The 13279-nt window shown below is 33.8% G+C and carries 12 protein-coding genes; 5 read left to right on the top strand and 7 right to left on the bottom strand.

Annotation, left to right across the window (positions count from 1 at the left end; genetic code table 11):
* Positions 1 to 42: 42 nt before the first annotated feature.
* Positions 43 to 1110 (bottom strand): branched-chain amino acid aminotransferase, encoded by a 1068-nt coding sequence (locus tag ACRASX_RS10830; protein WP_432221226.1) that lies wholly within the window; start codon positions 1108 to 1110, stop codon positions 43 to 45.
* Between the two features lie 290 nt (positions 1111 to 1400).
* On the opposite strand from ACRASX_RS10830, the gene mnmD reads away from it, so the two are divergent.
* Together mnmD and ACRASX_RS10840 are read left to right on the top strand one after the other, a co-directional pair.
* Complete coding sequence (mnmD, locus tag ACRASX_RS10835) at positions 1401 to 2063, top strand: tRNA (5-methylaminomethyl-2-thiouridine)(34)-methyltransferase MnmD (protein ID WP_432221227.1); 663 nt, start codon at positions 1401 to 1403, stop codon at positions 2061 to 2063.
* Between the two features lie 166 nt (positions 2064 to 2229).
* On the top strand, positions 2230 to 2427 hold the full coding sequence (locus tag ACRASX_RS10840) for a hypothetical protein (RefSeq protein ID WP_066308394.1): 198 nt from the start codon (positions 2230 to 2232) through the stop codon (positions 2425 to 2427).
* A gap of 52 nt (positions 2428 to 2479) precedes the next feature.
* Here the strand turns inward: ACRASX_RS10840 and ACRASX_RS10845 are convergent, their stop codons facing one another.
* Positions 2480 to 2890 (bottom strand): OsmC family peroxiredoxin, encoded by a 411-nt coding sequence (locus ACRASX_RS10845; RefSeq protein ID WP_066308392.1) that lies wholly within the window; start codon positions 2888 to 2890, stop codon positions 2480 to 2482.
* Between the two features lie 173 nt (positions 2891 to 3063).
* Between ACRASX_RS10845 and ACRASX_RS10850 the strand changes: the two genes are divergently transcribed.
* Entirely contained in the window at positions 3064 to 3525 is a 462-nt protein-coding gene (locus ACRASX_RS10850; RefSeq protein WP_432221228.1) for a hypothetical protein, read from the top strand.
* 102 nt (positions 3526 to 3627) lie between these two features.
* On the opposite strand, the gene fbp is transcribed toward ACRASX_RS10850, so the two are convergent.
* Both fbp and prfB read right to left on the bottom strand, forming a co-directional pair.
* Positions 3628 to 4635, bottom strand: coding sequence for a class 1 fructose-bisphosphatase (gene fbp / locus ACRASX_RS10855; RefSeq protein WP_432221229.1), 1008 nt, complete (start codon positions 4633 to 4635; stop codon positions 3628 to 3630).
* A 385-nt stretch (positions 4636 to 5020) separates the two neighbouring features.
* Positions 5021 to 6119, bottom strand: a protein-coding gene (gene prfB, locus ACRASX_RS10860; protein WP_432221230.1) for a peptide chain release factor 2 whose coding sequence is annotated in 2 segments (ribosomal slippage) — positions 5021 to 6055 and positions 6057 to 6119 — 1098 coding nt in all. Because the reading frame shifts where the segments join, the coding sequence is not laid out codon by codon here.
* Between the two features lie 140 nt (positions 6120 to 6259).
* Between prfB and ACRASX_RS10865 the strand changes: the two genes are divergently transcribed.
* Positions 6260 to 7285, top strand: coding sequence for a threonine aldolase family protein (locus ACRASX_RS10865; protein ID WP_432221231.1), 1026 nt, complete (start codon positions 6260 to 6262; stop codon positions 7283 to 7285).
* 133 nt (positions 7286 to 7418) lie between these two features.
* Here ACRASX_RS10865 and ACRASX_RS10870 read toward each other — a convergent pair whose 3' ends face one another.
* The 3 genes from ACRASX_RS10870 to aroC all read right to left on the bottom strand — a co-directional run bounded on the left by ACRASX_RS10870 (position 7419) and on the right by aroC (position 12151).
* The gene (locus tag ACRASX_RS10870) at positions 7419 to 9644 is read right to left on the bottom strand and encodes a response regulator (RefSeq protein WP_432221232.1); all 2226 of its coding nucleotides are present in this window, start codon (positions 9642 to 9644) and stop codon (positions 7419 to 7421) included.
* 118 nt (positions 9645 to 9762) lie between these two features.
* Positions 9763 to 11043, bottom strand: a complete 1281-nt coding sequence (locus ACRASX_RS10875; RefSeq protein ID WP_066308382.1) for a dicarboxylate/amino acid:cation symporter — start codon at positions 11041 to 11043, stop codon at positions 9763 to 9765.
* Between the two features lie 49 nt (positions 11044 to 11092).
* A complete protein-coding gene (gene aroC / locus ACRASX_RS10880) occupies positions 11093 to 12151 on the bottom strand; it encodes a chorismate synthase (RefSeq protein ID WP_066308380.1) in 1059 nt (352 codons plus the stop codon).
* 493 nt (positions 12152 to 12644) lie between these two features.
* Here aroC and ACRASX_RS10885 point away from each other — a divergent pair, with 493 nt between their 5' ends.
* Positions 12645 to 13142 carry a hypothetical protein gene (locus ACRASX_RS10885; protein ID WP_066308378.1) on the top strand — a complete coding sequence of 166 codons (498 nt, stop codon included), beginning with the start codon at positions 12645 to 12647 and terminating at the stop codon, positions 13140 to 13142.
* Positions 13143 to 13279: the final 137 nt, after the last annotated feature.

The following is a 13279-nucleotide window of genomic DNA, read 5'->3' on the forward strand; positions in this document are numbered from 1 at the left end:
TTCAATTAAGTAAATCGCATTTTTTATTTGTAGAAACTTCGTTTATACTTTTACAGTCCAACCAAAAGTGTCTTCGGATAATTTATTTTGAAGACTAGTTAATTTTTCCTTTAATAAAGCAGCGTACGAATCTTCACTTTTAGGCAATTCGTAATATTCATTTTTATAAGAGAATCCTTTTATCGGACTAATAACTGCAGCAGTTCCAGCTCCAAAAATTTCTTTCAGAGAACCGTCTTTTGCAGCTTCTACCAGTTCAGATACCAGTACCGAACGAACATCTGTTTTTAAACCTTCCTTTTCAGCCATGGCCAATAAACTTTTACGCGTAATTCCGTCTAAAATTCTTTCACTTACAGGTGCTGTTAATAAGGTATCGTTTATTCTAAAAAACACATTCATTGTACCTGCTTCTTCAAGCTTGGTATGTGTAGCATCATCGGTCCAGATGATTTGTTGAAAGCCTTCTTTATTCGCTAAATTGGTAGGATAGAATTGTCCCGCATAATTGCCGGCCGCTTTTGCAGCACCAATACCACCGTTAGCAGCTCTACTGTAATGCTCAGCAACAATTACTTTTACTTCGCCAGCATAATACGCTTGTGCAGGTGAAAGTAAAATCATGAATTTATATTCATCAGATGGGTTTGCAACCACACCTGGTCCGGTAGCGATCATAAAGGGACGAATGTACATGCTGCTTCCGTTTCCTTTTTGAACCCATTTTGCATCAATTTTTAACAATTCATTCAATCCGCCCATAAAAACATCTTCGGGAATTTCTGGCATTGCCATTCGTACCGCAGAAGTGTTAAAACGTTTAAAATTTTCGTCAGGTCTAAACAACCAAATCGAATCTGCTTCGTCTTTGTATGCTTTCATTCCTTCAAAAATAGCTTGTCCGTAATGAAACACTTTTGCTGACGGGTCTAACAAAAATGGTGCATATGGTTTAATGACGGGTTTTTGCCAAGCTCCATTTTTAAAATCACATTCAAATAAATGGTCTGTAAACACAGCACCAAAGCTTAAGTTGTCAAAATCTACCTCATTTATTTTTGTAGTGGTAGCTTTTGTAATTTCGATTTTGTTTGTTAGAGTTGTACTCATGATAAGAAATTGTTTTTGTGTTGTTTACCTTAAAAAGATCTCTTTTTTAAGAAAACAAAGTAGTAAAATGTTACTGTTTATGGCTGTAAAATTAATTAAAAAATACGTACTTCCTTATCAAAACGGTATAATTTAATAGGCTTTGTTGTGATTTATTTATATTATAAAAAAGGATTGAATTGGAGTTCAGTTTCTATCATATTTTCGAAAATAATCGTTTTTTTTAGGACAAACGTATTTGATTTGATTAATTTTGAAGATGTTTTAATTAAATATACTATTATTTTATTTTGAAAAGAGAAATTATACAAACTTTAGACGGTTCATCCACAATATTTTTACCAGAGTTGGATGAATGCTACCATTCAAAATTTGGAGCCGTTCAAGAAGCAAATCACGTCTTTATAAAAAATGGTTTTACTTTATTTAAAGAAAGTCCGATCGCGATATTAGAAATAGGTTTTGGTACAGGTTTAAATGCGTTTATTACTTTTTTGGAAGCAACAAAAAATGGCCTCACCGTAGATTACAGTGGAGTAGAGGCATATCCTATTGCTGAAGCTGAAGCTTTAACTTTAAATTATGTCGAAGTTTTAGAAGCTGATGAATACAAATCTACTTTTAAACTAATGCATGAAAGTAATTGGAATGAGAAGCTTCGTATTTCTGATCAATTCTCATTAACAAAAAGACAGCAGTTTTTTAATGAAATTGATGATATAGAAAAATTTGACTTGATTTATTTCGATGCTTTTGGTTATCAAATACAACCAGAACTGTGGAGTACGGAAATTTTTAAAAAAATGTACGATGCTTTAAAGCCGAATGGTGTTTTGGTTACGTATGCTGCGCGCGGTGTGGTAAAAAGAAGTATGATTGAGGTTGGTTTTAGGGTAGAAAAGTTAGAAGGGCCGCCTGGAAAAAGAGAAATGTTTCGGGCTATTAAAGAATAGCATATTGATTTGGCTGAGCGTTGTTTATTACGGTATTACGAATTTGAAAACGTATTCGTAAATTAATAATTAAAAATTAGTGTTAAAATTTAGTTTGCATTGGTATTATGTGTTATTTTTACTTTGAATTTAAAAACATAGAAACACCCCACTAATTATATTTATTATGTCGAAAATGATGTATGATTACACGAAATCTATACTTGAGAGAGTAAGTTTCGATCCCGCTCTTTTTTGCAAAGAATTAGAGAAAGCCATCAAAACATTGTTGCCTTACGAAATGGAGCAATTACAGGAGTGGCTGTTAAGTTTTACTACTGAAAAACCAGAACTAAAACAATGCCTCGTCTTAGTAAAATTGTAAAAAAAAAGTAAACCGTCTCAAATTCAATTGAGACGGTTTTTTTTTTGAACTGCTATTGCAAAGTTGCATCTACTGTAATTTTTGTATCTAATAATTTACTCATTGGGCAATTAAGCTCTGCGTCCTTCACACATTTATCAAATTCATCTTTTGCTATTTTTGGTATAGTTGCATTTAGAACCAAATGAGATTCGGTTACTGCACCATCTTCAAAAGTGATATAACCTTTAGTTTCCAACGTATCTGCTGTAAAACCAGCTTCAGCTAATAAAAAAGATAATTTCATGGTAAAACAGCCCGCGTGAGCAGCGGCAACTAATTCTTCAGGATTAGTTCCTATTCCATCTTCAAAACGACTCTTGTAAGAGAGCTGCGTTTTGTTTAACACCTTACTTTCAGTTGTAATTTCTCCGCTTCCATCTTGTCCAGTTCCATGCCAAATGGCAGTTGCATTTCTTTTCATAATATAATTTTTTACTTCATTGATTTATAAAGTTATGTAAATCAATTGGTTTTTATCCTCTTAAACCCGCATGATTTATAGAATACTGAAAATGTTATAATGTAATATCATAATTGTGTAATAAAAAAAATGGTCTAGTAGACGAATTTTACGGTAAACTAAATAACATATCTATGAGCACAACATTACACCTTCAAGCTACGTGTTTGGAAAACCAATATGCTTTAAGAACTATTCGTATGATAGAACTTGTAGACTATTTAAAAAAAGCCCGCTTGTCTTACGTAAAAGCCTCTCAAAATAGTAAGGATAAGAAGCAGAGCGCTACTTTTTTTGCATTTGCAAAAGAGCGAATCTTATTTATCATTCAACTTCAAAATCAGATTAAAAAATATACAAAAGCAAGTCGTTTTAATGCAAATACAGTTGCGAGAACTTCAGAAAAATCGAGTCGATTAGACTTCTTGTCTAACTCTGAAGTTTCGGCAGTACATTCGTGTATTGAGCAAGAGCAATCAATCGTTAGTATTTATAGACAAACTTTAAGAGAATTGCCGCTTTCATCTGAATTAGAAATGATTTTTTGCAAACAATTAGTTGCTGTAGAAAGTGCTATCGAGCAACTGAAAGACTAATAAAAGGAATTGAAATTCTCTTTATAAATATAAAAACTGGTTCCATTATTGGTAACCAGTTTTTTTGTGTAGTTTAATTCGTGTTATTTGAAGAGTTATTTTTTATTTAGAGTCTAGCATAAATTCTTCGGCTTTTTCTACCATATTCTTGCTTCCACAGAAAAACGGAATTCTTTGATGTAATTCTGTTGGAGCTATTTCTAATATTCTATTTTCTCCGTCAGATGCTTTACCGCCTGCTTGTTCTGCAATAAACGCCATTGGATTTCCTTCGTATAACAAACGTAATTTTCCTTTTGGAGCTTTGCTACTTGTGGGATAAATATAAATCCCACCCTTTATCATATTTCTATGAAAATCAGAGACTAAGCTTCCGATGTACCTAGAAGTATAGGGACGATCACCTTCTTCGGTTTGACAATATTTTAGATAATTTTTTACACCCTGAGGAAAATGCACATAATTACCTTCGTTGATAGAGTAAATATTTCCATCTTCTGCAAAAGTCATATTAGGATGCGAGAGATAAAAGGTTCCTATTGCTGGATTCAGTGTAAAACCATTTACACCGTGACCGGTGGTATAAACCAGCATCGTAGACGTTCCATAAATAACATAACCTGCTGCTACTTGATTCACGCCAGGTTGTAAAAAATCTTCTAAAGTTACTGGAGTTCCAATTGGAGTAATTCGTCTGTATACAGAAAAAATAGTTCCTACTGAGACATTTACATCGATATTTGAAGATCCGTCTAAAGGATCCATGAGAACGACATATTTGTTGCTATGACTTTTGTCGTTTCCTTCAACAGTAATAAAATCGTCATTTTCTTCTGAAGCAATTCCACACACAATTTCACGATTGATAAGTGTTTGAATAAAAACTTCGTTGGCATAAACATCTAGTTTTTGTTGGTCTTCTCCTTGAATGTTTTGTGCGCCAGCGCCGCCAATGATATCAACGAGACCCGCTTTGTTTACTTTGTAATTGACCACTTTTGCAGCCAGTCTGATCGAGTTTATAATTCGAGACAATTCGCCCGAAGAATATTGGAAAGCTTGTTGATTTTCGATGATAAATTCACCTAAAGTTTTGTTGTGTTTAGTCATTACTATATCGATTGCGTTTGGTCTAGCAAATATCGTACTATTTTGCATTAATACACCTACAGGCAACTTCTTTTTTTGATGCTTTAAATGTAAAACATCATTTTTGGATTGATATTACTATTTTTAAGATCAAATCATCACTTATTTTTACTAAAATCTCATTATGAGTACAACTATTTAAAGTAAAATTTACTGCGCTTTTTTCTCGTATTTATAATGTATTCAATTTGTAGCAAAAACTCATTCTTTTGTAGATTGTTATAAAGTTCATTTATCTAGAAAGAGAGCGATTTTTAGGCGAGGATGTATTAGTGAAATTATATTTACTAAAAAAGGGCTTGATTTTATTTAAAAAACCAAACCCTTTTTCAGATTATTTCTTAGACTATTCTTCTTCTCTTTGGCCCATCATCATCAGGAACGCTTTTAAAAATCCGTCGATATCACCATTCATTACTCCATCTACGTCGCTGGTTTCGAATCCTGTCCGTACATCTTTAACTAATTTATATGGTTGCATGACATAGTTTCGAATTTGCGAGCCCCATTCGATTTTCATTTTTCCAGCCTCAATATCAGCACGTTGCTCTTGCTGCTTTTTCAACTCAATTTCGTACAATTGCGAACGTAGCATTTGCATAGCACGTTGTCTGTTGTCTTGCTGTGAGCGAGTTTCTGAACACTGAATTTGTATTCCAGTTGGTTTGTGTACCAATTGCACTTTCGTTTCTACTTTGTTCACGTTTTGTCCGCCAGCACCGCTTGATCTTGAAGTTGTAATTTCAATATCAGCTGGATTAATGTCAATTTCGATGCTGTCATCAACCAATGGATACACATACACAGAAACGAACGAAGTATGGCGCTTGGCATTACTATCAAAGGGAGAAATTCGTACTAAACGATGTACTCCGTTTTCGCCTTTTAAATAACCAAAAGAATAATCACCATCAAATTCTAAAGTCACCGTTTTTATTCCAGCAACTTCTCCTTCTTGAAAGTTTAATTCTTTTATTTTATAGCCATTTTTTTCGCCCCACATCATGTACATACGCATCAACATTTGCGCCCAATCGCAGCTTTCTGTTCCACCAGCACCAGCAGTTATCTGCAGAACAGCACTTAAGCTGTCCCCTTCATCTGAAAGCATGTTTTTGAATTCGATGTTATCAATATGGGTTTCAACTGCAAAATATTGTTCATCCAATTCTTCAGAAGAAACTTCACCTTCCTTATGAAATTCATATGCCAGTTGCAGTTCATCAGTAAGCTCAATTGCTTTGTCGTAATCTTCAATCCATTTTTTCTTATTGCGAAGGTTTTTTACAATAAGTTCCGCTTCTTTTGCATTGTTCCAAAAATCGGGAGCAAAAGTTTTTTCTTCCTCGTTGGCAATTTCAATTAGTTTAGCATCAACGTCAAAGATACCTCCTCAACGCACCAAGACGCTCCACAATACCTTTTATTTGTTCGGTTGTTGTCATAAATTAATACTAGTTTAAATAAGATAATTAAAATACATTCGTTATTATGCAACGGTTCTCGTTAATACTATTTATTTTTATGGTAGAACGAGTCCGAATACGTAATTTTGTAGGCAAAAATAAGATATAGTTTTTAGAATATGGAAATAAATTTAGTTAGCGATACAATCACCAAGCCAAGTATAGAAATGTTGCAATATATGTTTAATGCACAAGTAGGAGATGATGTGTACAAACAAGATCCTACTGTAATTGAGTTGGAAGCCAAAGTTGCCAAAATATTTGGTATGGAAGCTGGTCTTTTTTTTCCTTCGGGAACTATGGCCAATCAAGTTGCAATAAAATTACATACACAGCCAGGAGAGCAATTAATTGCAGATAAATATGCGCATGTTTATCATTATGAAGGTGGTGGAGTTTCTTTTAACAGCGGTGTTTCTTGCTGTCTAATTGATGGAAATCGCGGAATGATTACCGCCGAGCAAGTGCAAGGAGCGATTAACGATCCAGAATTTTACCACAGTCCGTTGACAAGTTTGGTTTGTATTGAGAACACAACGAATAAAGGTGGCGGAGCGTGTTATGAAATTGAAGATTTAAAAAACATCAAAAGAGTTTGTGTTGCAAATAATTTAAAATACCATTTGGATGGTGCTCGTATTTGGAACGCCCTTATCGCCAAAAATCAAGATCCAAGAGAATTTGGAAAACTTTTTGATACCATTTCGGTTTGCTTGTCTAAAGGTTTGGGTGCACCAATTGGTTCAGTTTTGCTAGGAAGTAAAGCGTCGATACACAAAGCACTCAGAATTCGAAAAATATTAGGAGGCGGAATGAGACAAGTAGGATATTTGGCCGCTGCAGGAATTTTTGCTATTGATAATAACTGGCAACGACTGGCGGTTGATCATAAAAGAGCGCAAGAAATTGCAGCAGTATTGCAAACGAAAAGTTGGGTTGCCACTGTTGAACCAGTTGAAACTAATATTTTAATATTTTCTCTTCAGAAATACTGTAACGAAAAGGAAGTAATAGAAAAATTAAAACAAAAAAACATATCGATAAGTTCGATGGGACAAGGGCGCTTACGAATTGTTACGCACTTAGATTATAGAGCTGTTATGCATACCTACGTTTTAGATACGATACAAAAATTAGAAATTTAATTTTTAAGCTCCTCCGTTTTGCGGAGAGTTCTAATAAATTATAGTTGTTAATTAGTGCGTATTTTTGAAATAGGTGAAAATCTTTCAAACGAATTAGTTTTTATTCATGGCAGTTTATTTTAGTATAGACTGCTTACAATTCACTTTTATTTTTATAAACCAGGCAATTTATAATTTTAAATAATTTTAGAGGGTCAAATGGTTTGATAATGATGTCATTCATGCCGCAAGCTAATGCGTCTTCTGTAACTTCTTCTTTGTCAAAAGCAGTAAGAGCGACAATTGGCGTTTCAATTCCCAGGCTGCGTATGCGTTGCGTGGTCTCAAATCCATTTAATATTGGCATATTGATATCCATTAATATAATGTCAAATTGCTCCGTTTTTAAAATTTTTATTGCCGAAAATCCATCTTCAACTACAGTACAGAGATAATTGTTTTTTTCGATAATTTTTTTTGTGACCAATTGATTAATTGAATTGTCCTCGACCACCAAAATTCGCAAAATTTCTTTTGATGTCAAGTCGACGTCAATTTCATTGATAATTTTTGTAGTCATTTCTGGATCATGGTCAAAAGCTATCGTAAAAGTAAAAGTAGAACCTTCGTCCACGACACTTTCTAAACTTATGGTGCTGTCAAATAAGCTTAATAAGTGTTTTACAATCGTTAATCCTAAGCCAGTTCCTTGGTAATCGGTTTCTTTTCGGCCAACTTGAACAAATTTTTCGAATATTTTATCTTGATCTAAATCTGCGATTCCCATTCCGGTATCTTTGATCTTAAATTCAAGATAATGCGATTTGCCTTCCGTTTTCACTAAATTAATGTGAACAAAAATGTTTCCGTCTTTAGTGAATTTTAAAGCATTGCTAATTAAATTCATCAAAATTTGAGACAGCCGAAGTTTATCTCCAATTAAATATTCGGGAATAGCAGGATCTACTTTTACTAGAATTTGATTGTTATTGCTCTGTGTTAAAAAAGAAAGTGAATTTTTGATCATATCGACTTCGTCAGAAATATTAAAAGTCATTTGTTCTAGAATTACCTTTTTTTCTTCAATTTTATTAATCTGAAGAATATCATTTACTAACAGCAGCAGGTATCGAGCCGAGAATTTTAAAGATCGAAGATGTTGACTTTTAGAAAGTTCTTTGTGTTCTTCTAACAGCATGTTTGTAATTCCAACTACTCCGTAAAGCGGCGTTCGTAGCTCATGACTAATAGTCGAAATGAATTGAGTTTTTAGCTTAGAACCTTCTTCGGCTTGTTCTTTAGCCAAGCGCAATTCTTCATTTGCCTGCAGTAATTGTGCGTTTGCTTTTTTCTTGAAATTGACGTTTCTAAATAAAGTTACGATGAGCAGTAAAAAAATCAGCGAAAGCGAGATGGATAGAAAATTTATTAATTTTGATTTTTGTAGATTTTGAATTTGAGTTAATTTTTCATTTTCAATTTTAATTAGTTCACGTTTGTACTCATCTAATTCTAAATTTGTACCCTCGAGTTCTGCTTTATTAAAAATTTCTACGTTATTTAATTGGTCGACGATGGTGTTGTATTTTAACAAGTTTTCGTAAGCTGCGTCTGGTTTGCCTACACGATCTAAAAATTGTGAATAGGCTAAATAAGCATAAGAAAGGTCAGATTGCTTGTCCCATTTATTACCTTCATTTATTGCTTTTAAGAAATAATTATGCGCTACATAGGATTTATTTAGGTGTGCGGCATAAATCGCGTTGATCATGTAGAATGCTGTCGAAGTTGCGGGAGAAAGTAATTCAGAACTATGTTTATTGACGTAATTTAGAGTTTCTTTTCCTTTCTCGAACTCTCCAATCTTAAAGTATGCCCAAGTAATATTTACTTTCGTCAAAAAAACGCCAAGTAAATCGTTTGATTTGTTACTATATTCGATCGCCTTTTCAAAGTGAAGAATTCCTTTGGCAGTTTCTTTTCTGTCAAAAAAATAAATATTTCCTAAATTGTTATTTATCTTTCCTTTGATAACATCGTCTTCTGTTAAATTGGCGTGATACAATGCTTTATCATAATAAAAAACAGCCTTGTTAATTTGTGAAATAACATGACAATTTCCTGCGATAATATTATAACATCTGGCAATTAGTAAATTATCTTTTGATGCAATTGCATAATTTAAAGCTAATCTAGAAGTAAGTAATGATTTTTGAAACTGTGACGTATTAAAATAAGATACTGCAGTATCGGTGAGTACTTTTATTTCTGAAACACTGAGCGTGTCTGCTTGCGCGAATCCTTTGGGAGTACAAAAAGTAAGTACGAATAGTACAAATAAAACAAAACGAATTTGCGACATAAAGATGTTATTGTTCAACCAAATATACATTTATTATTGAACAATATATTGTTTTTAAAAATTTTATAGATAGCTATTAAAATAACAAAGCGCCATTTGAGAAAGGCGCTTTGCAGTGTTTTTATTAACTTATTAATTAGCTTAATTCTTCTGTGAGCTCTTGATCACCTTCCCATTGACCCACTACTGATGTTGCTAAAGCATTTCCTAAAACGTTGGTAGCACTTCTAAACATATCGCAAAAATGATCGATCGGTAAGATCAAAGCAATTCCTTCAATAGGAATGTCAAACATACCACAGGTTGCGGCAACCACAACTAAACTAGCTCTTGGTACACCAGCAATTCCTTTACTTGTTAGCATCAATACCAATAACATTACCATTTGCGTTCCTAGATCGAGATGAATTCCATAAGCTTGTGCTATAAACATACTGGCGAATGTCATATACATCATGCTTCCATCCAAATTAAAGGAATAGCCCAGCGGAAGCATAAACGATACAATTTTATCTTTTACGCCAAAAGCTTCTAGTTCTTCCGTTAATTTTGGAAAAACTGCCTCGCTACTTGTAGTTCCAAAAGCGATAATTAACGGACTTGTAATTCTTTTTAAAAGAACCGTCATTCGTGATTTTAAAAATAGATAGCCAACAATAATCAAGAATACCCAAAGTGTACCTATACCCAATAAAAATGATCCGAAGAACTTAAAATAGGTTACTAGAAGTTCTTGAAAATCGCGAACGGCAAATACACCCGCAATAGCACCAAAAACACCAATTGGAGCGAAGTTCATTACATAATTTACCATGCGCAATACAATGTGCGATGTTTTGTCTAAAGCATTTATCACTGGTTTTACAGTATCACCTAATGCTGCTGCTGCTAAACCAAAAAATATAGAAAACACAACAATTTGCAAGATTTCATTAGTTGCCATCGCTTCAAAAATACTCTTCGGAACGATATGTTCGATAAAGTTCGCAAATGATATGGACTGTGTTTTACCGGTAACTTCAGCTGCAGAAGCAAGATCCACATGAGGAAGATTTAATCCAACTCCAGGTTCTAAGACATTTACAAAAAATAAACCGATTAATAAGGAGATAAAAGATGCTGTAAAAAACCAACCTAAAGCTCTTCCGCCAATTCGTCCTACGGCTTTTACGTCGCCTAGTTTTGCAATTCCAACTACTAATGTGGTAAAAACCAAAGGCGAAATAATCATTTGTACCAAACGAATGAAAATCGTCGCCAAAATTTGTATTTTATCACTAAATTCTTTGGCACCTTCTGGCGAAATGTTTTTATGAAGAAAGATTCCGAGTACGGCACCTAGAAACATTGCAACCAAGATTTGGCCAGTTAAGCTTCTAAGAAAAGACGTTTTTTTGATTTCGGTTGTAGTGGTCATTTATATATATTTAATTGATGTGTCTAAGACGCTCACTGTCTTAGTACGATTAATAGGTTTTGTTTAGCAAATAAAAATCTGCTAGAACAATTGCAGCCATTGCTTCAACAATAGGTACTGCACGAGGAACTACGCAAGGATCGTGTCGTCCTTTTCCTGTCATTGAGGTAATCTCTCCTTTATTATTTAAAGAATCTTGAGTTTGCATTATAGTAGCAACGGGTTTAAAAGCTACTTTAAAATAAATATCCATTCCATTGCTTATTCCGCCTTGAATTCCTCCAGAAAGATTTGTTTTAGTCGTTCCATCAGAATTGTACAAATCATTATGAGCACTGCCTTTCATCTCTGCGCCAGCAAAACCGCTACCGTATTCAAAACCTTTTACCGCGTTTATCGATAACATTGCTTTGCCTAGCTCTGCGTGCAACTTATCAAATACAGGTTCTCCTAAACCTACTGGTACGTTTTGAATTACGCAAGAAACAACGCCGCCAACAGTATCACCTTGTTTGCGAATGTCTCTGATGTATTCTTCCATTACTATTGCTGCGGCCTCATCTGGACAACGCACAGGATTGTTTTCAGTTTTTGACAAATCTAATTCTTGGTACGATTTGTCTAAGTGAATTGGTCCGACAGATGAAACGTAAGCGTTGATTTTTATTTCAGGAAGCATTTGCTTAGCAATAGCTCCAGCTACTACACGACTTGCTGTTTCTCTAGCCGAACTGCGTCCGCCACCGCGATAATCGCGAAAACCATATTTTTGATCATATACGTAGTCGGCATGACTTGGTCTGTAATTGTCTTTAATATGAGAGTAATCGTCTGATTTTTGGTTGGTATTTGGAATTATGAACCCGATTGGAGTTCCCGTGGTTTTACCTTCAAAAAGACCAGAAAGAAATTGCACCGCGTCTGGTTCTTTACGTTGTGTTACAATTGCTGATTGTCCAGGTTTTCTGCGTGCCATTTCTGTTTCTATAGCTTCAAAATCAAGGGTTATCCCAGAAGGACAGCCATCAATAATTCCGCCTAAAGCTTCGCCATGTGATTCTCCAAAAGTAGTTATTTTGAATAGTGTTCCGTAGCTATTTCCTGCCATTTTAGTTAGTTTTGAGCAAATGTAAGTTTTATGAATTAAACTAAAAAATTTATAATAATGAATTCCTTTTACAAAAAAATATATAAACCGTTCATTTTGTTAAAACTATAAAGCAATTTACATTTGATCGTCATTAAGGTATGATTTTATCAATTAGAGGTAAAATAAAATAAGTGCGGTTGATATATGATTAAAAACTTTCTGAAAAATTCTTTTTATTTTATGATTAGTAAGTAGAAGCAAAGTTTAAAACTTGAACGTTAAATTTTAGCGGCATCAGTCTTAACGACGCTTATTTGTACTCCAAAATTTAAGAAATTTCAGAGAAAATGATCTCTATTCTGTTTTAAAAAAAAACTAAAATTTTAGGGTACTTATTTGTATTATTTATTTGGAAAATCAAAAGATGTAAATTGTAGAATAAATTTTAATTATTATGTAATGCATTACTGATTATTTGCTTTAGATTTGCTTAAAATTAATATAAAAACTTATGAAAAAAATTATTTTATCTGCCATGATGCTATTAGCAATTGGCTTTGCAGCTCAGGCTCAGGACATTTCTAAAAATGCTTTAGGTCTACGTTTTGGTGATAATGACGGTTTTGGTGGAGAAATCTCTTACCAAAGAGCATTATCTTCAAACAATAGACTAGAGGTTGATTTAGGATGGAGAAATAGTAATCATTATGATGCAGTAAAAGTTACAGGTATATACCAATGGGTTTGGAATATTGAAGGTGGTTTTAACTGGTATGCTGGTGTTGGTGCTGGTTTAGCTGCTTGGGATGATAACTATGATGGACCTAAAAATAACGATTACAAAGATAGCGGAACTTACGTTTTTGCTGCTGGAGATATCGGGATTGAATACGGATTTAAAGAAGTGCCAATTTTAATTTCATTAGATGCTAGACCAGAAATTGGTACTGGTGGTTACAATGATGATTTTGGATTTGACATTGGATTAGGTATCCGTTACAGATTCTAATTCAAACAAATCTTCTGATATTCGATTGATACAATTGAAGAAAAAGGCTGCAAATTATTTTGCAGCCTTTTTTTGTTTATGCAACATTCCGAATAGTTTTCCTCTTCTATAATTGAATTTTTAAACAGATTAATTGC

Origin of the sequence: Flavobacterium sp. TMP13, from assembly GCF_050847115.1 — a bacterium.
Lineage (GTDB): Bacteria > Bacteroidota > Bacteroidia > Flavobacteriales > Flavobacteriaceae > Flavobacterium.

Excerpts from the sequence above, each read along its gene's own strand:
- ACRASX_RS10875 (WP_066308382.1), bottom strand. The coding sequence starts at position 11,043 with ATGACCACTACAACCGAAATCAAAAAAACGTCTTTTCTTAGAAGCTTA.
- fbp (WP_432221229.1), bottom strand. The coding sequence starts at position 4,635 with ATGACTAAACACAACAAAACTTTAGGTGAATTTATCATCGAAAATCAA.
- ACRASX_RS10885 (WP_066308378.1), top strand. The coding sequence starts at position 12,645 with ATGAAAAAAATTATTTTATCTGCCATGATGCTATTAGCAATTGGCTTT.
- ACRASX_RS10830 (WP_432221226.1), bottom strand. The coding sequence starts at position 1,110 with ATGAGTACAACTCTAACAAACAAAATCGAAATTACAAAAGCTACCACT.
- ACRASX_RS10865 (WP_432221231.1), top strand. The coding sequence starts at position 6,260 with ATGGAAATAAATTTAGTTAGCGATACAATCACCAAGCCAAGTATAGAA.
- aroC (WP_066308380.1), bottom strand. The coding sequence starts at position 12,151 with ATGGCAGGAAATAGCTACGGAACACTATTCAAAATAACTACTTTTGGA.
- ACRASX_RS10850 (WP_432221228.1), top strand. The coding sequence starts at position 3,064 with ATGAGCACAACATTACACCTTCAAGCTACGTGTTTGGAAAACCAATAT.
- ACRASX_RS10840 (WP_066308394.1), top strand. The coding sequence starts at position 2,230 with ATGTCGAAAATGATGTATGATTACACGAAATCTATACTTGAGAGAGTA.
- ACRASX_RS10845 (WP_066308392.1), bottom strand. The coding sequence starts at position 2,890 with ATGAAAAGAAATGCAACTGCCATTTGGCATGGAACTGGACAAGATGGA.